The following is a 19,929-nucleotide window of genomic DNA, read 5'->3' on the forward strand; positions in this document are numbered from 1 at the left end:
TCAGCTCAGTAGGGAGAGGCGGTGGGCCGCCGCCGCTGCCTCTCCCCGCGTGGAGACGGAGAGCTTGCCCAGGATGTTCGACACGTGGACACTCACGGTTTTCGTGGAGATGAACAGTTCCCCAGCGATGTCCCGGTTGGACCTGCCTTGGGCAACAAGGCGAAGTACTTCCCGTTCGCGAGGGGTGAGCGTGTCGCCGCCTGCGGCGGCGGGCGGGTTCGGGCCGCCGGTCAGGTTGACCCCGACCCGGCGGGCGAGGCTCTCCGCGTCGGCCATGAGCGGGGCCACACCGGCGGCTTCGGCGATCGGATGGGCATGGCGGAGCCGTACGGCTGCCGCCTCGCGGTCGCCCCGCTGGGCGGCGGCGTCGGCGGCGAGGTACAGGGCTCTGGCGTGCAGGTGGGGCCGCTTGAGCGACTCCCAGACGGAGGCGGCCTGGTCGTATCCCCCCTGGTAGAGGAGGCTGTAGCCCTCGGCGACGGGGCTGTTGACGGTCATGCGGGAGACGGTCGTGTCGGCGAGGGCGCGGATGGCGGCGGCGCGTGCGGGGTCGGTCGCCGCGGCGCGGTTGCAGGCGGTGCTGACGGTGGACAGGAGCCGCCAGCCGAGCAGGGGCTTATTCGCCGAGGTGGTCTTCATGGCCTCCTCCGCGGTGCGGAGGGCGGCGTCCAGGTCGTCTTTGAGCAGATGGAAGCTGATCATCAGCCGGGAGTTGGCGTTGAGTTCCTGGATGAAGTCATCGGTGACGGGTGTGTCTCCGCCGATCTCGTTGAGGATCGTTTCGAGCAGGTCGATCTCGCCCCGGGCGACAGCGACATCCGCGCGGGTGCGCAGCAGGTGGTGGCGGCTGCGGAGGGTCGGGTCCATGCTGAGGGCTTTGTCGATGACCTTGGTCGCCTCGTCGAACCGGCCGAGGGATTCGAGGGCTTCGGCCCGGTTGTTGGCGATGAAGACGCCGGAAACCCGGTAGAGGCCGTAGTCCCGGGCGAGCTGTTCCCCTTTGAGCGCGATGGCGAGGGCCTCTTCGGAGCGGCCGAGGTTGTTGAGGGAGTCGACGGTGTTGCCGATGGCCCGGAGGGTGAGCCTCGGCATGCCCGCGCGTTCGCCTATCCGCTGGGCGCGCTGGTTGGTGGCCTGCTGGGCGTTGAGGTCGCCGCGCATCGCCTGGCCCACGCCGAGGTTGAGCACGAAGTCGGCCTGGAGCGCGTCGTCGCCTTCGGCGCGGGCGATCCGCAGCCCTTCCTGGGTGAGGGCGGTGCCTTCGATCACGTCGCCGCGGAAGATGAGGAAGAAACCGAGCTTGTTGAGCACGTGGGCCCTGGCCAGGCCGGGGAGTGGGACCAGGCTCTCGGCGTGGCGGAGGTCGTCGAGCGCTCCGGGCCGCCGCTTCTGGATCTTGCATTGGGAGATTCGCACGACGAGTTCGGCCACCCGCTCCGGTTCGGCCGTCTCGTCGAGCTCCTCCAGAGCGGCCTTGGCGAAACGCATGCTGCGGTCCATGTCGCCGCCGGAGTCGGCCGCCGCGGAGGCGCGTTCGAGGACGCTGGTGTGGTCGGCGCCGATGCGCTCGGCGGCGTCGGGGATCTTGTCCCACAGGCTGAGGACGCGTTCGAGCATCTGGACCTGCTCGGTGTAGGCGAGTGCGGCGCCCGACTTCTGTGCGGCCTGCCAGGCCGAGGTCAGCGCCCAGAGGTCGTTGCGGGCGGCGTACCAGTGGTGGGCGATCTCGATGGCGGCCCGGCCGGGCGGGACGAGCGTCCGGTCGCGTTCGATCTCTTCGGCGAAGCGGGCGTGGAGCCGTATGCGCTCGCCGGGCAGTAGTTCCTCGTGGACGGCTTCGCGGATGAGGGCGTGCCGAAACGTGTAGGCGCCGTTGTCGGTGACCTGGATGACGTTGGCGGCGATGGCCGGCCGTAGTGCGGCTTCGAGGTCGATGTCGGAAAGGCCGCTGACGGCGGCCAGCAGCGCGTGGCCGATCCGGGTGCCGCCTGAGGCGGCGATGCGCAGGACCTGCTGGGTGGCGTCGGGGAGACGTTCGACGGAGCCGATGATCACGTCGTGGAGGGAGGTGGGGAACGAGCAGTCGCCGCCGCACTCCATCAGGCCCTCGACGAACAGCGGGATACCCTCGCTGCGGTTGAAAACCTTGGTGACCAGCGCGTATTCGGGTGTCTGCCCCATGATCCCCGCCATCTGCGCGGAGACCTCATCCTTGGTGAAGCGCGGCAGTTCCAGGCGTGCGATGCCTTCGAGCCTGCTGAGCTCGGCGAGCACGGGTCGGAGCGGGTGCTGCCGGTGAAGGTCGTCGGAGCGGTACGTCAGCACCATGAGCACCGGTGCGGCCCGCAGGTTCCGGCTCAGAAAGGCGATCAGGTCGCGGCTTGAGCGGTCGGCCCAGTGGATGTCCTCGATGACGAGGAGCACCGGGCGGTGTTCGGCGAGTCGCTCCAGTAACGTGAGGAACTGCTCGAACAGCCGCGCCCGGCCGATGCCGGTTTCGACGTCCCCATCGGGTGTGCCGAACTCCGGCAGTAGCCGGGCGAAATCGCGGGAGGCTCCCTCGGGCAGCAGCGCCTGGATGCCCTCGGTGCCGGTCTCGCGGACGAGTTGGCGCAGCGCCGCCGTGAACGGAGCGTAGGCCAGTCCTTCCGACGACAGCTCGACGCAGCCGCCCGCGAGGACGTGGGCGCCCTCGCGCGCGGCCTGTTCGGAGAACCGCTGTACCAGTCGGGTTTTACCGATGCCCGCCTCACCGCCGAGGAGTACGGCGGAAGCGGTGTGGCTTCGGGATTGCTCGAGAGCTTCGGCCAGGCTGGACAGCTCGCTCTCTCGCCCGACGAAGACGGGGCTCACCAGCCGACCTATCACGTCGTCCAGCATGGCATGCCTTTATCGGATATTTCCTCTTATTTTTCCGTGAGCGGGCCGCTGAAGAGCAGGTCAGGGGGGTTTGGTGGCCCGGCCGCGAGGGAGGGTGCGGCCGGGCTCACATGGCGGCGTCATAGGTTCGCAAGCTTGCCGAAGAGCGACCGTCGCCGTACGGCGACGCCGCGACCCGTCCTGACGCATTCCGCCTCTCGCACCGTGTGGTGGCGGGCGGCCTGCGCGCGTAGCTCCTCCGCGCGGACGAGGATCAGTTGATAGTGGAGCTCAGGAGCCATCCGTGTGCCTTTCGATGTCGCCGAGAACCTGCCTTCTCCGACACCTTCAACGGTGCGGCTAAGGCCCCCTTCGCCACATCGGACGGATGCCTTATCTCTTGCCCAACCTTCGACTCCCGACTACCTAGGACACGCCGAAGTACCGCCTTGGACCAGCGACGATGATGCTCCGTGAGAGCTTTCACGATCATCTCGCCGACCTTCGCGCCGCTCGCGCGGGGCGGCGGCTCGCGCTCTCGTACGGCTGACGCCGAAGCGCCTCCGTGGCCGGGAACGGTCCCGGACGTGGAACACCGGGGATCGAAGTGACATGGGCGAAAGCTGATGAAAAGTCGGGACCGCCGCGGTCCAGTTCCGGTTTGGAATCCATCACCTGGGTCGGCATGCTAATGAGGTGTCAACAGTGACTACCTCACTCGTGGACGTGGCGTCCTCCGACGCCACATTGCGAGGATTCCTGCACGGCTTGCCCGGCGTAGACCGAGTGGGCGCCGATCAGCGGGCCGCGGCGCTGGCCACACGTTCGATCAAGACAGCGGCCAAGGCCCACGCCATCGACCTGGCGATCTCCATGGTGGACCTCACCACATTGGAGGGCGCGGACACCCCCGGTAAGGTCCGGGCGATGTGCGCCAAGGCCGTACACCCGGATCCCACCGACCCGTCCGTTCCCCGTGTCGCCGCCGTCTGCGTGTATCCGGACCTGGTGGCCGACGCCGTACGCGCCCTCTCCGGGAGCGGGGTGAAGGTCGCGAGCGTGGCGACCGCGTTCCCCAGCGGACGGTCCTCGCTGGAGGTGAAGGTCGCCGATACGGCGCTGGCGGTCGCCGCCGGAGCCGACGAGATCGACATGGTGATCGACCGAGGAGCGTTCCTCGCCGGAGACTATCGGACGGTGTACGAGCAGGTCGCAGCGGTCAAGGCCGCGTGCGGAGCGGCTCACCTCAAGGTGATTCTGGAGACCGGCGAACTCGCGACCTACGACAACGTGCGCCGGGCCTCCTGGCTCGCCATGCTCGCCGGAGCCGACTTCATCAAGACCTCGACCGGCAAGGTGTCGCCCGCCGCCACACTCCCGGTGACCTTGATCATGCTGGAGGCCGTCCGCGACTTCCGCGAGCGGACCGGGCGTGTGGTCGGCGTCAAGCCCGCCGGCGGGATCCGCACGACCAAGGACGCCATCAAGAACCTGGTCCTGGTCAAGGAGACGGCGGGGGAGGATTGGCTGACGCCCGACCGGTTCAGACTAGGGGCCTCCTCGCTCCTGAACGACCTGCTCATGCAGCGTCAGAAGCTGACCTCCGGCCGCTACGCCGGCCCCGACTACTTCACCGTGGACTGAGGCGCCTCATGTTTGAATACGCACCGGCGCCAGAGTCGCGCGATGTCGTCGACATCAAACCCTCCTACGACCTTTTCATCAACGGCGAATGGGTCGAATCGCTCGGCTACGAGCGGATCAAGACGGTCGACCCCGCCTCGGAAGAGATCCTGTCGGAGGTCGCGCACGCGACCGAGGCCGACGTCGATCGCGCCGTCCAGGCGGCGCGCAAGGCATACGACGAGGTCTGGGGTGTACTGCCCGGCCGGGAACGGGCCAAGTACCTCTTCCGCATCGCCCGGATCATCCAGGAGCGGGCCCGGGAACTCGCCGTCCTCGAAACCCTCGACAACGGCAAGCCGATCCGCGAGTCGCGGGACGTGGACATCCCACTCGTCGCGGCGCACTTCTTCTACTACGCGGGCTGGGCCGACAAACTGAAATACGCTGGCTTCGGGGAGCGGCCGAGGCCGCTCGGCGTGGCCGCGCAGGTCATCCCGTGGAACTTCCCGCTGCTCATGCTGGCCTGGAAGATCGCCCCCGCGCTGGCCTGCGGCAACACCGTCGTGCTCAAGCCCGCCGAGACCACCCCCCTGACCGCGCTGGCCTTCGCCGAGATCTGCCGCCAGGCCGACCTGCCGCCCGGTGTCGTCAACATCGTCACCGGCGCCGGGGATACCGGTTCGGCCCTCGTCCGCCACCCCGACGTCGACAAGGTCGCCTTCACCGGCTCCACCGAGGTCGGACGGCTTATCGCCCGGCAGGTCGCCGGGACCGGCAAAAGGCTCACTCTCGAACTCGGCGGCAAGGCCGCCAACATCGTTTTCGACGACGCGGCCGTCGACCAGGCCGTCGAAGGCATCGTCAACGGCATCTTCTTCAACCAGGGACACGTCTGCTGCGCCGGATCGCGGCTCCTGGTCCAGGAGTCCGCCGCCACCGCCGTGCTGGACGCGTTGAAACGCCGCATGGCCACCCTCCGCCTCGGTGACCCGCTCGACAAGAACACCGACATCGGCGCGATCAACTCGGCCGCCCAGCTCGCGAAGATCCGCGAACTGTCGGACGCGGGAGAGGCCGAGGGCGCGGAACGCTGGGCGCCGGCCTGCCCGCTCCCGGAGCGGGGCTACTGGTTCCCCCCGACGGTCTTCACGGGCGTGGCGCAGTCGCACCGCATCGCCCGTGAGGAGATCTTCGGCCCGGTGCTGTCCGTTCTCACCTTCCGCACCCCCGCCGAAGCCGTGGAGAAAGCCAACAACACGCCTTACGGGCTGTCGGCGGGCATCTGGACCGAGAAGGGCTCACGCATCCTGTGGATGGCCGACCGCCTGCGGGCCGGCGTCGTATGGGCCAACACGTTCAACCGGTTCGACCCGGCGTCGCCGTTCGGCGGCTACAAGGAATCCGGCTACGGCCGGGAGGGTGGAGTGCACGGATTGGAGGCGTATCTCGATGTGTGATCACCGTAGGGCCCGGCGCGCGGCGCGGCGGGCACAGAGCACCCGCGGCCACGGATACGCCAGAGCGGGCCGTCCGCGGCTCCGGGGATGGTTCGCCCACCGTTGCGGCGTGAGCAGGTGCGCTCACGTCTTCGTCCCGGAGCGGTCGGCTGAGCAGAGCATGTGGAGAGGACGCGGCGATGAGTAGGGCTTCCCGGGGCGACGCCGAGCGGCCTGCCCGACTGAGCGTGCGCAAGACCTACAAACTGTTCATCGGCGGGGCCTTCCCGCGTTCGGAGAGCGGAAGGGCATACGCCGTGTCCTCCACGAAGGGCGACTTCCTGGCCAACGCCTCCCGCGCCTCGCGCAAGGACGCGCGCGACGCGGTGGCCGCCGCCCGCAAGGCGTTCCCCGGCTGGTCGGGCGCCACGCCGTACAACCGGGGGCAGATCCTCTACCGCGTCGCCGAGATGCTGGAGGGGCGCCGCGCGCAGTTCGCCGCCGAACTCGACGGCGTGCCGTCGAAGAAAGCCGGCGAGCTCGTCGACGCCGCCGTCGACCGGCTCGTGTGGTACGCGGGGTGGTCGGACAAGATCGGCGCCGTGCGCGGCGCCGCCAACCCGGTGGCGGGGCCGTACTTCAACCTCTCCTCGCCCGAGCCGACGGGCGTCGTCGCCGTGATCGCCCCCGACGAGCCGCTTCTCGGCCTCGTGTCGGTCATCGCCCCCGCCATCGTCACCGGCAACACGTGCGTGGTCGTCGCCTCCGAACGCGCGCCCCTGCCGTCCATCACCCTGGCCGAGGTGCTCGCCACCTCCGACCTGCCCGGCGGCGTCGTCAACATCCTCACCGGCTTCACCGGTGAACTCGCCCCCTGGCTCGCCTCCCACATGGACGTCAACGCCATCGACCTCACCGGGGTCACCGACCCGGACCTCGCCCGCCGCTGCGAGGGGGACGCCGCGGAGAACCTCAAACGGGTCCTGCGGCCGAAGCCCTCCGACTGGTCCGAGGAGCCCGACCTCACACGCATGACGGCCTTCCTGGAGACCAAGACCGTCTGGCATCCGATCGGCGTCTGAACCGCCTGAACACCCCTTGTCCACAGCCTGTGGACAAGGGGTGTTCGCATCTCACGGGCAATGCCCCGACGATCCAGTCGCACAGCCACGGGAAGGCGGTGGGCGAATGTGCAGGCCGGGGTTGCCGCGCCAGGCACGATCACGACCTGCCCGCCGTCCGGACTCCACAAGGCACGCGAATTTCAGATGTGGCTTCATGAGCCATCAATAACCGGGCCTTAAGGCCGGATACGGCCCAAAAGTATTTGGTGGGGAAGTGATGTACGGCTGCGCCGTACCGCCTTTTCCCCAGGGTGTGGACAAAAACGTGAGCCCGGGTCAGCGGCTTTGGAGGGCGTCCAGGGCGATGGCCATCGCGATGACAAGGCGGCGGTCGAGGCGAGGCTCGTTGATGGTGACCACATAGCGGTCGGTCACGCCCCAGCGGCGTTCACACGAGAAGGCGACGCCGTTCCCGGACTGAAAGTCGAAGTGGTACGGCAGCCAGGACAGCCAGCCGACGACGCGGCGAATGAGGGCGACGGCGAGTCGGCGTTCGACGCCGGTGAGGGTGGGCAGGCCGGCCTGCTCGTAGTGCCAGGTGGAGCGGAGCAGGGAGGAGGCGAAGTCCTTGCGGAAAGAGCCGATGGGGGCACCGCCGTGGTCGACGACGTCGTAGCCGCTGCCGAGGTCTATGACGTTGCGGGCTTTAAAGCCCGTCAGGACCTGCTGCCGGGAGTCGTCGGTGTAAATCGTGACCTGTTCCTTGAAGGCCATCCGCTTTTGTTCGGCGAAGGCGATGGCGGGGCCTTCGGAGCCGTCGGGCTCGACGAGGTGAACCGTGTAGCGGTTGACCAGCAGAGTGATTTTCTGGCGGACGATCAGCCTTTGCTGCGCCTGGAGGTCGATGGATTTCAAGGATCTCCTCGCGGGGGTTGTTTCAGGGTTCAACGAAGGTCAAGAAGGGAAGTTCCCAACGTTTCTGGATGTGTCGGATGACGCTGGCACATGTGCGCGTCAAGCACAATGGTCGATGTGTCAAATGAGTCTTCACGCCCCTCGCACTCCGAACCGGATGATCTTTCCCATATCGATCCACGTGACCAGCCTGCCGAGTTCGGTTCGACGGTCGGCTTGACGGTCGGGGCGGCGGTGCTGATCACCGCGGTGATCGCCTTCTTCGGGACCCCCGGCGGACCGGGAGGCGTCAAGTGGATGCTCCTGGGCCCGATCGGCCTGGTGCTGCTGGAAGTGATCGTCCACGATGTGTGGTGGCGACGCTGGTGGGGGGCGCTGCCCGGCGCGGTCGCCGGCCTGGTGATCTACTTTGAGGGCCGTGCCACGATCTCCGACATCCTCGGGGAGTCCTGGGCGGGCCATGTGGCGTACGTGCTGGCCTGGGCGGCCTTTGCGGCGATCTTCGCCTACGCCAGCCGGTGGCCCCGGACCGACTTCTCCGCCCAGACCCGCTGAGCAGCCACGCCGTACAGCGTTTGCAGGTGGGTTACAGGAGGCCGAAGCTCACGGCGCCGATGATGATCAGCCCGAGGACGATGCGGTAGACCACGAACAGGGTGAACCTGTGTGAGCTGATGTACTTCAGGAACCAGGCGATGGCCATGTAGCCGACCGCGAACGACACCAAGGTGGCGACGATCGTCGGCCCCCAGTTCGGAGCCCGGCCGCTGCCGATCTCCGAGAGCTCGTACAGCCCCGACATCAGCACGGCGGGGATGGCCAGCAGGAACGAGTAGCGGGCGGCCTCCTCCCGGCGGTAGTTGAGCAACAGTCCCGCGCTGATGGTGCCGCCCGAACGCGACACGCCGGGCACCAGAGCCAGCGACTGGGCCAGGCCGTACGTGAGCGCGTGGCGCATGTTGAGGTCGCGGTGCAGTTCGAGCCGGTTGCCCGCCAAACGGTCCGCCAGCCACAGGAACAGGGCGAACACGATCAACGTCACCCCGATGATCCGAAGGTCACGGAACGTGGTCTCGATCGTGTCCTTGAACGCGATGCCCAGCACGCCAATCGGGATGCTGCCGAAGATGACATACCACCCCATGCGGGCCGCCGGGTCCTTCCTCAGGTCCGGCGTCCAGAGAGACCGCGTCCAGGTCGAGACAATGGTCCAGATCTCGCGCCTGAAATAGATCAGAACCGCCGCCTCCGTGCCCAGTTGGATCACGGCGGTGAAAGCCGCTCCGGGATCCTGCCACCCGAAAAACGCGGAAACCACCCGGACATGAGCACTCGACGAGATCGGAAGAAACTCCGTCACGCCCTGCAGGACGCCGAGCACCAGCGCCTCGAACCAGCCGATCACCCTCGGCCCCTTTCCCCGATGAGGAAGCCTTTGACCACGCAGAGTGACCAATGGAACGTGAGGTTAGCGGAAATATGTGAACGCCTGTCGTCCTCACGGTGACGGCTCAGGCGTAGTCATCGGTGAAGTACCGAAACGGAGGGCGGGCGCGATGAGCGATGGGTTCGCAGACTACGTGGCGCAACGCCACGCACGGCTGTGCCGTACTGCCTATCTGCTGACCCGCGACTGGGGAACCGCCGAGGACCTCGTGCAGACGGCGCTGGCGAAGGCATGGGGGGCGTGGCGGCGGATCGAGGGCGACCCCGACCCCTATGTCTACCGGATCATCGCCAACACACACGCCTCCTGGTGGCGGCGGCGCTGGCGGGGCGAGGTGCCGACCGAGGTCATCCCCGACGTGGTCGAATCTCGCGATTTCACCCATGAGGTGAACCAGCGGGACGCCCTGTGGACGGCGATCGGAGGGCTGTCCCGGCGGCAGCGCGCGGTGGTCGTTCTGCACTACTTCGAGGAGATGACGCTTCCGCAGGTGGCGGAGGTGCTCGGCTGCTCTCTCAGCACGGTGAAGACCCAGGCGGCCCGGGCCCTGGCCCGGTTGCGCGTCAACGGCGGGGTGCGGGAAATACGGGAGACGGTGAAGGGCTGATCAGGGATGAGCTATACGGAACAAGATCTGCGGAAAGTGCTCGCCGAGCGCAGCACGGGCGGTGACGGGGGTCCCGCCCGGCTGGACGCGATCGCCAGGAAGGGGCGCGCTCTGCGACGGCGGCGACGCTGGGCCGCCGGGTTGACCGTCGTGGCGGTGGCGGCGACGGGGGCGTCCCTGCTGTCACCGCTACTCCGGGATACCGCGACAGTGGAGGTCGCGGCGCCGGTCACGGCGCAGCCGCCGCGTGAGGAGGGGAAACGGCTGGCGGGGGCGCGTTATGAGACGGCGGGCGAACTGCGTCGGGTGACGTTGACCCCGCTCAGTGCCAAGACCTCTTTCCGCGTGAGCTGCATCGCCGGGCTGCGGGTCTTCATTCGCCAGGAGAACGCGGTGCAGTCCGATCTGTGCGGCAGCCTGACCAACGGCGGTCCGCAGTTGCACATGATGGGGTCGTTGACCACCCGCCCCGGCGTGCCGATCACGGTGGACGTCGTGGCCCTGCCCGCGAAAGCGGTCGATGGAGATCCACAGGACGGCGCGGCGGAGATGGAACGGCTGCTGAAAGCGGTACGGCCGACGCCCTCCCTGTGGGAGGTCGCCGTACACGACGGCGGCATCTCGACCCGCTCCTGCTCCCCGGACATCTGCGACTCGGGAACCCTGCCCGCCGGGGGCGGCGAGGACAACCTCGCGGGGCTGCCGCCGAGCAACGGGACTGTCCCGAAGTCCTCCTCCATGGTGGGCAAGGCGGTGAAGGTGGTGGACGCGGACGGCATGGCGAGCAGGACCGTCATCCGCTGCCCGGGCACCGACCTGCACGCCTACCTGTGGGAGAAGGACCGTCTCGTGATGTCGGCACCGTGCGGTGCCACGCCCGCGATCTGGGACGATCCACGGCCAGCCTCGCACACGCTGCGCGCCATGGTGGTGCCGAAGGCGCTGGTCCGGGACGGTGACGCCCCGGAGCCCGCCGATCTCCAGCAGCGGGTCAAGCCCGAGACCGGGCCCAGGTGGACGGTGGCAGTGCAGCCGGTCCCTGCCGGGCCGGTCGCGCCGCCACCGGTCGGCGACTGACGTCGCCGGGAGGGCCCGTGCCGGTTGTACGGCACGGGCCCGTGATCTTGGCGTTGGCGTCCGCTTCGCGGGGCGTACGCCGTCGGCGAAGGATCAGTGCGCGGCGTGTTCGGGGATGGCGCGGGGGGCGGACGCCGCCTCCGCGGCGGGGGCGTTCCGCGGGGGGATGCCGGACAGGTCGTAGGCGTATGTCGCCGTCGCGGCGGCGACCGCGTCGGAGTTCACGTCGAGGGCGGTCGTGTTGACGTTCGCGATGCTGTCGCAGGGGGTGTGGTAGCAGGGGTCGAACGGTGCTCCGGCGGTGCCGCCGAACAGTGCGGCCTGTTCGGGGGTTTTGATGCCTTCGCCGCCGGTGAACAGGCCGCCGGCGGGGATGCCGGTCTCGATGAACGGCCCGTAGTCCGAGCGTCCGCTGAAGTCGGTGCCGGCGAAGGGCAGCCCGCGCTTCTGGTAGAAGCGCTCGAACGTCTTCTCGATCTGGGCGGACCCGGGTGGGCCTGCGGGGGCCCCGACGGCGTCGGAGTTGTCGCCGTCGTAGATGAAGTAGCCGAAGTTCGGCGAGCCGATCATGTCGAAGTTGAGGTAGAGCTTGATCCGGTCGTGCTCGGCCCGGGACAGGCCCTGGACGTATTGCGTGGAGCCCAGAAGGCCCAGCTCCTCGGCTCCCCAGAAGGCGAACCTGACCTTGTGGCGCACGGGGAAGTGGCGCAGTTGCAGGGCCGTTTCCAGGACGCCCGCGGTGCCGCTGGCGTTGTCGTTGATGCCGGCGCCCTCGTGGACGCTGTCCAGGTGTGCCCCGACCACGACGACCTTGTCGGGGTCGCCGGTGCGCGTCTCGGCGAGCACGTTTTTGGTGCGGCCGACGTCGACCCTGGTGGTGGTTTTCACGTGGAGCCGGGTGCCGGGGGAGGCGGCGAGTTCGTTGCCGACCGCGAAGTCGGCGAAGACGACGGGGAAACCGTACCGCCATTCACCGATGTCGAAGGCGTAGGAGTCGGTGCGTCCGGGCTGGCCTTCGTTGAAGAAGACCACGGCCGCGGCTCCGGCCGCCTTGGCGTTGTCGGCTTTCTGCTGGTAGGGGCAGGTGCCGCGCTGGATGAGGGCGATCCGTCCGGGCATGAATCCCGCGAAGTCGGCGGCCTCGCATCCCGCGGTGGAGGTGTTCGGGTTCGGGCCCGGAGGCAGGACCGCGTCGATGACCTGGACCTCGGCGGTGACGTCGCCGGAGCCCGAGGAGGTCACGGTCAGGAAGTCGACGCCGGGCGCGTAGGTTTTGGCGTTGGGGGAGACCTGTTCGAGCACGGGAGGAGCGAGTTCGGCCCAGCCGGTGGGGAACTCGACGTCCGTCGTGGTGACACGGTATCCAGCCTTGCGCAACTTCGAGGAGACATACTCGACGGACTTGTCGTAGCCGGCGCTTCCGGCCGCGCGGTTTCCACCGTTCGCGTCCGCGATTCTCTGGAATTCCCGCAGGTGCTTGGTGACGTTCGCGCCTTTGACTTTCTTTGTGAGAAGTACGGCGACCGCGTCGGAGACGGGGCTCGCTTGGGCCGCCGGGGCCACGGCGAGCGGGAGGGTGATAACCGTTGCCAATGCGAGAGCATGAACCACGCGTCGTCGGAGGTTCAGGCGCATGTGATCTCCTCCAGGAAGAAGTGAGATGACGATCCCCCGAGATGAGCCTTTCCCCAAGGCTCAGAGTGCCTATGGGAACTTATCCTGATAAAGCGTGATCGCATAGTGCTTTGGGGTGATTCTCGACCGTTTTATCAGGCTCGGAGTGCGGGTCGGAGTCAACCCCCTGTACGGTCCCCGCGTCGGGCGCCCTCTCCGGACCACATCACCGGGCGCGGCCGGGGAGGGGCAAGATGGTCGGCATGAGTGAGCGTCCGCTGCTGCTGGTCGACGTTGACGGCGTGCTCAACCCGCTGGGGCGGCCCTCGCCCGAGTTCCGGCGATACCAGTGCCACGTCGAAGGCGAGACCTACACCGTGTACCTCAACTCCAAGCACGGCACGCGGCTGCTCGCCCTCGCCGTGGAGACGGGCGCGGAGCTGGTGTGGGCGACCACCTGGGAGCACTGGGCCAACGACTGGATCGCTCCGAGGATCGGACTTCCCGCGCTGCCCGTGATCAAGCTGCCCCCGAACGTGCGGGGCGAGTTCGGCGAACTGTTCAAGACCCCGGCCATCGCGGAATACGTCGCCGGGCGGCCCTTTGTGTGGTTCGACGACCAGGTCTGGGCGGCCGACGAGGACTACCTGCGCGCCCACCCGAGCGTGGGGGATTTCCTGCTCGTCCAAGTGGAGCCCGGGGCCGGCCTCACCGCGACGGACCTGGACTACGCGAGGAATTGGCTGCGCGACCTACCCTGACAGGGTTTTCTCAGGGGTGCCGCCTGGAACGCCGAGCGCCGGTTCTCAGTTGAACAGAGTGAGACAGGTTCCCATCCGGCCCGGATGAGAGCGCTCAACTCCTGAGGGAGCACGAGGTGCATAGGTCCAGAAAGCACAAGATCTTCGGTGGCGTGTGTGGTGGGATCGCGGAGAAGTTCGGACTTCCGCCCACCTTGGTGCGCATCCTGTTCATCCTGTCCTGCATCATCCCCGGACCGCAGTTCCTGATCTACATCGCCATGTGGATCTTCATTCCCAAGGCCCCGGCAGGCCCCGCGCACCACTACTGATTCACACGTAATAGGTGCTGATCAGGCACGATGAGTCCTCGGCCCGCCGCTGGGCGGGCTGCGGCGGGGCAGCCGGAAAGCCCCACGTATGCTGACGTCCATGACGAACCGGCCACAGACCCGGCCGCTGTCCCTGGTCATGGACGACCTGGTGGACTACGACGCGGCCATGGAGCGCATGGACGGCCTCGTGGCCGAGCGCCAGCGCGACGAGCGGCCCGACACGCTCTGGCTCCTCAGCCACCCGGCGGTCTACACCGTCGGGCGGCGCACGGCCGCCGAGCACCTGCCCGACCCGAGCAGGGGCATCCCGGTCATGACGACCGGGCGCGGCGGCCAGCTCACCTACCACGGTCCCGGGCAGCTCGTCGGCTACCTGATCGTCAAGCTCGGCCAGGGTGAAGGCATCGTCGACTACGTGCGCGAAGTCGAACTGCGGCTCGTCGACGCCCTTGAGGTGCTCGGCCTGCCCGCCGAGCGCCGCGACACGCCTGAGGGTTCGGAGCTGCTGACCGGCGTCTGGACCAAGGCCACCCAGCGCAAGATCGTCTCTATCGGTATGCGGCAGAGTCGGGGCGTCACCAGCCACGGCTTCGCCCTCAACGTCGACGGCGACCTGTCCCCGTGGAATTGGGCGGTGGCCTGCGGCATGCCGGACGTCGACATGACCTCGCTGATCCGCGAAGGCACCGACGCCACCATGGACAGGGTCAGAGAGGTCATCGCCGTCGCCTTCGACGCGCAGTCTTGACCTGAGGACCTGGGCTGAGGGCCTGACACGACGGCCTGGCCTGAGGGCCTGACACGAGGGCCTGGCCTGAGGGCCTGGCACGAGGGCCTGGCCTGAGGGCCTGACACGAGGGCCTGGCCTGAGGGCCTGACACGAGGGCCTGGCTCAAGGGGTCGGCCCGAGGATGCACCGGGCGTTCATCGGAGGCGCCGCCGCGCGGCGGCGAGCAACCGACCCGGGCCGGGATAGTCTCGGTCCGGCCTCGGCATTCAACCGTGCTCATCCGCGTTCAACCGCGGTTTTAGGGCCGATTAGCGTAAACCATGCTTCCCCCAGAGGCCGCGCCTCCGGCGCCGAACGGCGGGAAAACCAGCCGCCGATCCACTAATTCGCTCATGGTGCTCTGTCAAGTGGTGGATGCCCATGATCTCTTTTCGTTTTCCACCCCGTGGCGCCGGAGAATTCCGGATGCCCATTGTGGGGAGGACGGGCGTGTGCTCCCCTGGTCGGGCATAACCATCCGGACCAGAAGGCCGCGTGTAGGAGTTCGGCTGGGAGCTTTACTGCCCGGCGGAATACGGCTTGACGCTGTGGGATTCGCTGATGCGGGCGGGGGAGCCGTACGGCATGCGCCCGGCGGGCTGCCGCGCCCTCGACTCGATGCGGTGGGAGAAGGGCTACCGGGTGCGGGGGCTCGACATCAGCCCGGAGACGACGCCGGTGGAGGCGGGGCTGGGCTTCGCCGTACACGTGGAGAAGGACTTCATCGGACGTGACGCGCTAGCGGGGGAGCCTGTGCGGAGGCTGCGGCTGCCTTGTGCTGTCGGATCCGGAGCTTGGTCTGTGTGGGCGGCGAGCCGGTCCGCGCGCGGGGTGTGCCCGCGTCGAGGGTTACCAGCGGGGGGTATGGTCACCGGGTGGACGCGTCGATCGCCTATGCCTGCCTGCCCGTCGACGTTGAGGTCGGTGAGCAGGTCGAGGTGGGTGTGTCGGGCATGTGGGTGCCCGCGGTGGTGGCGGTGGAGCCGCTCTACGGCCCCGAGTACCTGAGGGTGCGCACGCCGCCCAGGTAGGGCATACCCCCCGGGGGTTGCATCCTTCGGGAAGACGTGGCAATGTGTGTCTTGTTGGTACCCCCAAGGGGTATATGAATTTGGAGGGAACATGACCACCACCACGTATCAGGTCGAAGGCATGACTTGCGGACACTGCGTGTCGTCCGTGACCGACGAGGTCACCAAGGTTCCCGGCGTCACCGCTGTCGACATCGACCTGGCGACAGGGGCCGTCAAGGTCACCAGCTCCGCCCCCCTCGACGCCGCCGCCGTCGGTGCGGCCGTGAAGGAAGCGGGCTACAGCGTGAGCGGCGGCGCCCCCGCCGCCGCCGGCGGCTGCTGCTCCGCGAGCTGACGCCTCGACTACCCACCGCGGCCCCGGGCCGCGCACTATGTGAGCGAAGCAGGAGGATAAGTCCGTGACCACCACTACCAGACCGCCCGTCGGCCAAGGCGGAGAGATCGAGCTGGCGATCGGGGGAATGACCTGTGCCTCCTGCGCGGCCCGGATCGAGCGCAAGCTCAACAAAATGGACGGCGTGACGGCGACGGTCAACTACGCGACGGAGAAGGCCAAGGTCGCCTACTCCGGTGACGTGACCCCCGATGCCCTGGTCGCCGAGGTCGAGAAGGCCGGCTACAGCGCCGCGCTGCCCGCCACCCCCGAGGCCAAGGCCAAGGCCGAGCAGGCCGGGCAGGAGGAGGCCGACGAGCTCGCCCCGCTCCGGCAGCGCCTCTACATCTCGATCGCCCTCGCGGTCCCCGTCATCGCGATGGCCATGATCCCGGTGCTCCAGTTCGACAACTGGCAGTGGCTGTCGCTGACCCTCGCCGCCCCCGTCATCGTCTACGGCGGCTGGCCGTTCCACCGCGCCGCCGCGATCAATCTGCGCCACGGCGCGGCCACCATGGACACCCTGGTGTCCCTCGGCACCATCGCCGCCTTCCTCTGGTCCCTGTGGGCCCTGTTCTTCGGCACCGCGGGCGAGCCCGGGATGCGGCACGGGTTCGAGTTCACGGTCATGAGCGGCGACCACGGCGCCGGCAACATCTACTTCGAAGTCGCCGCAGGCGTGATCGCGTTCATCCTCACCGGGCGCTACTTCGAGGCCAGGTCCAAGCGGAGGGCGGGCGCCGCGCTGCGCGCCCTGATGGAGATGGGCGCCAAGGAGGTCACCCTGGCCTCCGGCGAGCGCATCCCCGTGGGCGACCTCAAGGTCGGCGACCTGTTCCAGGTGCGCCCCGGCGAGAAGATCGCGACCGACGGCGTCGTCGAAGAGGGCTCATCCGCCGTCGACGCGTCCATGCTGACCGGCGAGTCCGTCCCCGTCGAGGTACGGCAGGGCGACCCGGTCGTCGGCGCCACCGTCAACGCCGGCGGCCGCCTCATCATCCGCGCCACCCGCGTCGGATCCGACACCCAGCTCGCCCAGATGGCCCGCATGGTCGAAGAGGCGCAGAACGGCAAGGCCGAGGTCCAGAAGCTGGCCGACCGCATCTCGGGCATTTTCGTCCCGATCGTGATCGTGCTCTCGCTCGGCACCCTCGCCTTCTGGCTGTTCACCGGCGGCGGGGCCACCGCCGCGTTCACCGCCGCGGTCGCCGTACTGATCATCGCCTGCCCCTGCGCCCTCGGCCTCGCCACCCCGACCGCCCTCATGGTCGGCACCGGCAGAGGCGCCCAGCTCGGCATCCTGATCAAGGGCCCCGAGGTGCTGGAGTCCACCCGGCGCGTCGACACCATCGTGCTCGACAAGACCGGCACCGTGACCACCGGCCAGATGACGCTGGTCGACGTCTTCACCGCACCCGGCGAGAACCGCGCCGACGTGCTCAAGCTGGCCGGCGCGCTGGAGGACGCGTCCGAGCACCCCATCGCCCAGGCCGTCGCCAAGGGCGCCGCCCAGGAGGGGCCGCTCGGCACCGTAGAGGACTTCGCCAACGTCGAGGGCCTCGGCGTGCAGGGCATCGTCGACGGACACGCCGTGCTCGTCGGACGGCCGCAGCTGCTGGCCGAGTGGTCGCAATACCTGCCCGTCGAGTTGGAGCGGGCGATGGAGGAGGCCCAGGCCAAGGGCCACACCGCCATCGCGGTCGGCTGGGACGGCAAGGCCAGGGCCGTGCTGAGCGTGGCCGATCAGATCAAGCCGACCTCCGCCGAGGCCATCACCCGCCTCCGGGCACTCGGCCTGCGGCCCGTCCTGCTCACCGGCGACAACGAGACCGTCGCCAGGACCGTCGGCCAGGCGGTCGGCATCGACGAGGTCATCGCCGGTGTGCTCCCCGCCGACAAGGTCGACGTGGTCAAGCGGCTCCAGGCCGAAGGCCGGGCCGTCGCGATGGTCGGCGACGGCGTCAACGACGCCGCCGCCCTCGCCCGGGCCGACCTCGGGATGGCCATGGGCACCGGCACCGACGTGGCCATCGAGGCGTCCGACCTCACCCTGGTCCGGGGCGACCTGCGGGTCGCCGCCGACGCCATCCGGCTCTCGCGGCGCACCCTCGGCACGATCAAGGGCAACCTGTTCTGGGCCTTCGCCTACAACGTCGCCGCGATCCCGCTGGCAGCCGCCGGGCTGCTCACGCCGATGATCGCCGGAGCCGCCATGGCGTTCTCCTCGGTCTTCGTGGTCACCAACTCGCTGCGGCTGCGCAGGTTCAAGCCGCTGACCTGATCCACCTTCGACACGCGTGCGACGCCGTACGGCGGAGGCCACGGGGGCCCCGCCGTACGGCGTCGCCGTGCCGTTCGGCTGTGCCGTTCAGCCCTCTCGTTCGCCGTGTCAGTCGTCGGACACCGTGATGACCTGGCACGGGCAGAAGGACTCCGCCTTGCGAGCCGCGGCGTGCAGCTCCTCCGGCGGTTCCGCTATGAGCAGGACGACCCTGCCGTCCTCGTCGTCCTGGTCGAACAGTTTGGGCGCGGTCAGCGCGCACATCCCCGAGCTGCAGCAACGCTCGCGGTCGACCGTGACCTTCACTGTCTCACCTCCTCCCACATCACCGGCAACCTGTGGACACCATAGATCGCCATATCGCTTCTCATGGGAACTTCGTCCGCCGGAATCGCCAGCCGCAGGTCAGGGAAGCGTTCGAACAGCGCCCGGTATCCCACCCGCATCTCGATGCGCGCCAGTTGCTGGCCCAGGCACTGGTGCACACCGTGCCCGAACGCCAGGTGCCCGGTGTTCGGCCTGGTGATGTTGAGCTGTTCCGGATGCTCGAACCGCTCCGGGTCCCGGTTCGCGGCCGGCACCGAGATGAGGACGCCGTCGCCCTTCTTGAAGTGGTGGCCGTCGAGGTCGACGTCCTCCAAAGCCGTGCGCTGGATTCCGATCTGGATAATCGACAGATAGCGCAGCAGTTCCTCCACCGCACCGTCCACCAGCGTCGGGTCGGCCCGCAGCGCGGCGAGCTGTGCGGGGTTGCTGAGCAGCGCGAAGCTGCCGAGACCGAGCATGTTGGCCGTCGTCTCGTGCCCGGCCACCAGGAGGAGGAAACCGATCGTGACCAGTTCTTCCTGGTTCAGCTCGCCGCCCGTGATCAGCCCGCTGAGCAGGTCTTCGGCCGGTGACGCTTTTTTGGCCTCCACCAGCCCGTCGAGGTACTCGTTGACCTTGCCGATCGCCCCGTACACCTCCTGCGAGGTGCTGTCCAGGCGCAGCATCGTGGAGGTGTGCTGCTGGAACACCTCGCGATCGGAGTACGGCACGCCGAGCAGTTCACAGATCACCAACGACGGGATCGGCAGGGCGAACGCCTTGACGAGGTCGGCGGGCGGACCCTGCTCGGCCATCGCGTCGAGGTGCTCGGCGGTGATGCGTTCGATCCGCGGAACGAGAAGGTTCATGTGGCGCACGGTGAACTGCCCCGTCAGCAGCCGCCGATAGCGCGTGTGCTGGGGAGGGTCCATCCGGATGAACATTCCCGGGTCGGCGGGGCCCATCTCGCCGTCGGCGAGGCGGTTCGGGATTGGAATGTGCCGCAACTCCTGTCGCGCGCTGAATCGCGGATCGGCCAGTACGGCACGGGCCAGCGTGTAGTTCGTGATCAGCTGGCCGATGTGGCCGTCCGGGAACCGTATGGGGGTGATCGGTCTTGCCTTGGCCTGTTCCGTCACCTCGGGCGGCGGATCAAAGGGACAGCTGCCTCGTGCGGAGAGGGTGATCTCACTGGGCAACGTCTCAGTCATGTGACGCTCCTCGCGGTGGTGCCGTGGTCTACGTGGCCTTGCAGGACTTACGTGGTGTGACCAGGCTGGACACGGAATCCGCGTTCGCCGTACTCCTCACGCTACATTGATTTCACAAAGAGGTGAAGTAAAAGAAACATATAAATCAACCTGGCGGCGAGGGGCGGCACGGTGGGCGGCGCGACGTTGTGGGACGCGCCGGGCGCATGCGTGGAACAGACCCAGGACATGCCCG

General features: G+C 68.3%; 19 protein-coding genes and 1 pseudogene. 13 read left to right on the forward strand and 7 right to left on the reverse strand.

Going from position 1 to position 19,929, the window contains the following annotated elements; translation table 11 throughout:
* Window positions 1–2,880 (reverse strand): helix-turn-helix transcriptional regulator, encoded by a 2,880-nt coding sequence (locus BLQ73_RS34470; protein ID WP_093169139.1) that lies wholly within the window; start codon window positions 2,878–2,880, stop codon window positions 1–3.
* A gap of 119 nt (window positions 2,881–2,999) precedes the next feature.
* Entirely contained in the window at window positions 3,000–3,161 is a 162-nt protein-coding gene (locus BLQ73_RS32125; protein WP_176955297.1) for a hypothetical protein, read from the reverse strand.
* A 403-nt stretch (window positions 3,162–3,564) separates the two neighbouring features.
* On the opposite strand from BLQ73_RS32125, the gene deoC reads away from it, so the two are divergent.
* From deoC to BLQ73_RS06175, 3 genes are all read left to right on the forward strand, one after another.
* On the forward strand, window positions 3,565–4,503 hold the full coding sequence (gene deoC, locus BLQ73_RS06165; RefSeq protein WP_093169141.1) for a deoxyribose-phosphate aldolase: 939 nt from the start codon (window positions 3,565–3,567) through the stop codon (window positions 4,501–4,503).
* An 8-nt stretch (window positions 4,504–4,511) separates the two neighbouring features.
* The gene (locus BLQ73_RS06170) at window positions 4,512–5,942 is read left to right on the forward strand and encodes an aldehyde dehydrogenase family protein (protein WP_093169143.1); all 1,431 of its coding nucleotides are present in this window, start codon (window positions 4,512–4,514) and stop codon (window positions 5,940–5,942) included.
* A gap of 179 nt (window positions 5,943–6,121) precedes the next feature.
* Window positions 6,122–7,003: an aldehyde dehydrogenase family protein gene (locus tag BLQ73_RS06175; protein ID WP_093169145.1), complete on the forward strand. Its 882-nt coding sequence runs from the start codon at window positions 6,122–6,124 to the stop codon at window positions 7,001–7,003.
* A 318-nt stretch (window positions 7,004–7,321) separates the two neighbouring features.
* On the opposite strand, the gene BLQ73_RS06180 is transcribed toward BLQ73_RS06175, so the two are convergent.
* Window positions 7,322–7,900, reverse strand: a complete 579-nt coding sequence (locus BLQ73_RS06180) for an LURP-one-related family protein (protein WP_093169148.1) — start codon at window positions 7,898–7,900, stop codon at window positions 7,322–7,324.
* A gap of 117 nt (window positions 7,901–8,017) precedes the next feature.
* Between BLQ73_RS06180 and BLQ73_RS06185 the strand changes: the two genes are divergently transcribed.
* Window positions 8,018–8,455 (forward strand): hypothetical protein, encoded by a 438-nt coding sequence (locus tag BLQ73_RS06185; RefSeq protein ID WP_143020151.1) that lies wholly within the window; start codon window positions 8,018–8,020, stop codon window positions 8,453–8,455.
* A gap of 31 nt (window positions 8,456–8,486) precedes the next feature.
* Here the strand turns inward: BLQ73_RS06185 and BLQ73_RS06190 are convergent, their stop codons facing one another.
* The gene (locus BLQ73_RS06190; RefSeq protein WP_093169151.1) at window positions 8,487–9,305 is read right to left on the reverse strand and encodes an undecaprenyl-diphosphate phosphatase; all 819 of its coding nucleotides are present in this window, start codon (window positions 9,303–9,305) and stop codon (window positions 8,487–8,489) included.
* Window positions 9,306–9,456: 151 nt separating this feature from the next.
* Here BLQ73_RS06190 and BLQ73_RS06195 point away from each other — a divergent pair, with 151 nt between their 5' ends.
* The gene (locus BLQ73_RS06195) at window positions 9,457–9,954 is read left to right on the forward strand and encodes a SigE family RNA polymerase sigma factor (RefSeq protein ID WP_093169153.1); all 498 of its coding nucleotides are present in this window, start codon (window positions 9,457–9,459) and stop codon (window positions 9,952–9,954) included.
* A 6-nt stretch (window positions 9,955–9,960) separates the two neighbouring features.
* On the forward strand, window positions 9,961–11,031 hold the full coding sequence (locus BLQ73_RS06200; protein WP_093169155.1) for a hypothetical protein: 1,071 nt from the start codon (window positions 9,961–9,963) through the stop codon (window positions 11,029–11,031).
* A gap of 93 nt (window positions 11,032–11,124) precedes the next feature.
* Here BLQ73_RS06200 and BLQ73_RS06205 read toward each other — a convergent pair whose 3' ends face one another.
* Window positions 11,125–12,624 (reverse strand): M28 family peptidase, encoded by a 1,500-nt coding sequence (locus BLQ73_RS06205; RefSeq protein WP_245690827.1) that lies wholly within the window; start codon window positions 12,622–12,624, stop codon window positions 11,125–11,127.
* A gap of 284 nt (window positions 12,625–12,908) precedes the next feature.
* On the opposite strand from BLQ73_RS06205, the gene BLQ73_RS06210 reads away from it, so the two are divergent.
* From BLQ73_RS06210 to BLQ73_RS06235, 7 genes and pseudogenes are all read left to right on the forward strand, one after another.
* Complete coding sequence (locus BLQ73_RS06210; RefSeq protein WP_143020152.1) at window positions 12,909–13,406, forward strand: HAD domain-containing protein; 498 nt, start codon at window positions 12,909–12,911, stop codon at window positions 13,404–13,406.
* 116 nt (window positions 13,407–13,522) lie between these two features.
* Window positions 13,523–13,717, forward strand: a complete 195-nt coding sequence (locus BLQ73_RS06215; RefSeq protein ID WP_093169159.1) for a PspC domain-containing protein — start codon at window positions 13,523–13,525, stop codon at window positions 13,715–13,717.
* Window positions 13,718–13,817: 100 nt separating this feature from the next.
* Complete coding sequence (gene lipB / locus BLQ73_RS06220) at window positions 13,818–14,468, forward strand: lipoyl(octanoyl) transferase LipB (RefSeq protein ID WP_093169293.1); 651 nt, start codon at window positions 13,818–13,820, stop codon at window positions 14,466–14,468.
* Between the two features lie 582 nt (window positions 14,469–15,050).
* A pseudogene (locus BLQ73_RS33830) lies at window positions 15,051–15,146 on the forward strand (hypothetical protein); the annotation flags it as partial.
* 176 nt (window positions 15,147–15,322) lie between these two features.
* Window positions 15,323–15,520 carry a glycine cleavage T C-terminal barrel domain-containing protein gene (locus tag BLQ73_RS33835; protein ID WP_245690828.1) on the forward strand — a complete coding sequence of 66 codons (198 nt, stop codon included), beginning with the start codon at window positions 15,323–15,325 and terminating at the stop codon, window positions 15,518–15,520.
* Window positions 15,521–15,611: 91 nt separating this feature from the next.
* Window positions 15,612–15,857 carry a heavy-metal-associated domain-containing protein gene (locus tag BLQ73_RS06230; RefSeq protein WP_093169163.1) on the forward strand — a complete coding sequence of 82 codons (246 nt, stop codon included), beginning with the start codon at window positions 15,612–15,614 and terminating at the stop codon, window positions 15,855–15,857.
* Window positions 15,858–15,984: 127 nt separating this feature from the next.
* On the forward strand, window positions 15,985–18,177 hold the full coding sequence (locus tag BLQ73_RS06235) for a heavy metal translocating P-type ATPase (RefSeq protein WP_176955306.1): 2,193 nt from the start codon (window positions 15,985–15,987) through the stop codon (window positions 18,175–18,177).
* A 108-nt stretch (window positions 18,178–18,285) separates the two neighbouring features.
* Here the strand turns inward: BLQ73_RS06235 and BLQ73_RS06240 are convergent, their stop codons facing one another.
* Window positions 18,286–18,483 carry a ferredoxin gene (locus BLQ73_RS06240; protein WP_093169167.1) on the reverse strand — a complete coding sequence of 66 codons (198 nt, stop codon included), beginning with the start codon at window positions 18,481–18,483 and terminating at the stop codon, window positions 18,286–18,288.
* Window positions 18,480–19,694, reverse strand: coding sequence for a cytochrome P450 (locus BLQ73_RS06245; protein WP_093169169.1), 1,215 nt, complete (start codon window positions 19,692–19,694; stop codon window positions 18,480–18,482). The genes BLQ73_RS06240 and BLQ73_RS06245 overlap by 4 nt, the downstream gene beginning before the upstream one ends.
* Window positions 19,695–19,929 lie beyond the last annotated feature (235 nt).

It is taken from the genome of Sinosporangium album, assembly GCF_900100605.1.
In the GTDB taxonomy this organism is placed as follows: Bacteria; Actinomycetota; Actinomycetes; order Streptosporangiales; family Streptosporangiaceae; genus Sinosporangium; species Sinosporangium album.

Bases quoted from the DNA above. Each gene is read 5' to 3' on its own strand.
- BLQ73_RS34470 (WP_093169139.1), bottom strand. From the start codon at position 2,880: ATGCTGGACGACGTGATAGGTCGGCTGGTGAGCCCCGTCTTCGTCGGG.
- BLQ73_RS32125 (WP_176955297.1), bottom strand. From the start codon at position 3,161: ATGGCTCCTGAGCTCCACTATCAACTGATCCTCGTCCGCGCGGAGGAG.
- BLQ73_RS06170 (WP_093169143.1), top strand. From the start codon at position 4,512: ATGTTTGAATACGCACCGGCGCCAGAGTCGCGCGATGTCGTCGACATC.
- BLQ73_RS06175 (WP_093169145.1), top strand. From the start codon at position 6,122: ATGAGTAGGGCTTCCCGGGGCGACGCCGAGCGGCCTGCCCGACTGAGC.
- BLQ73_RS06195 (WP_093169153.1), top strand. From the start codon at position 9,457: ATGAGCGATGGGTTCGCAGACTACGTGGCGCAACGCCACGCACGGCTG.
- BLQ73_RS06200 (WP_093169155.1), top strand. From the start codon at position 9,961: ATGAGCTATACGGAACAAGATCTGCGGAAAGTGCTCGCCGAGCGCAGC.
- BLQ73_RS06210 (WP_143020152.1), top strand. From the start codon at position 12,909: ATGAGTGAGCGTCCGCTGCTGCTGGTCGACGTTGACGGCGTGCTCAAC.
- lipB (WP_093169293.1), top strand. From the start codon at position 13,818: ATGACGAACCGGCCACAGACCCGGCCGCTGTCCCTGGTCATGGACGAC.
- BLQ73_RS06230 (WP_093169163.1), top strand. From the start codon at position 15,612: ATGACCACCACCACGTATCAGGTCGAAGGCATGACTTGCGGACACTGC.
- BLQ73_RS06235 (WP_176955306.1), top strand. From the start codon at position 15,985: ATGACCTGTGCCTCCTGCGCGGCCCGGATCGAGCGCAAGCTCAACAAA.
- BLQ73_RS06245 (WP_093169169.1), bottom strand. From the start codon at position 19,694: ATGACTGAGACGTTGCCCAGTGAGATCACCCTCTCCGCACGAGGCAGC.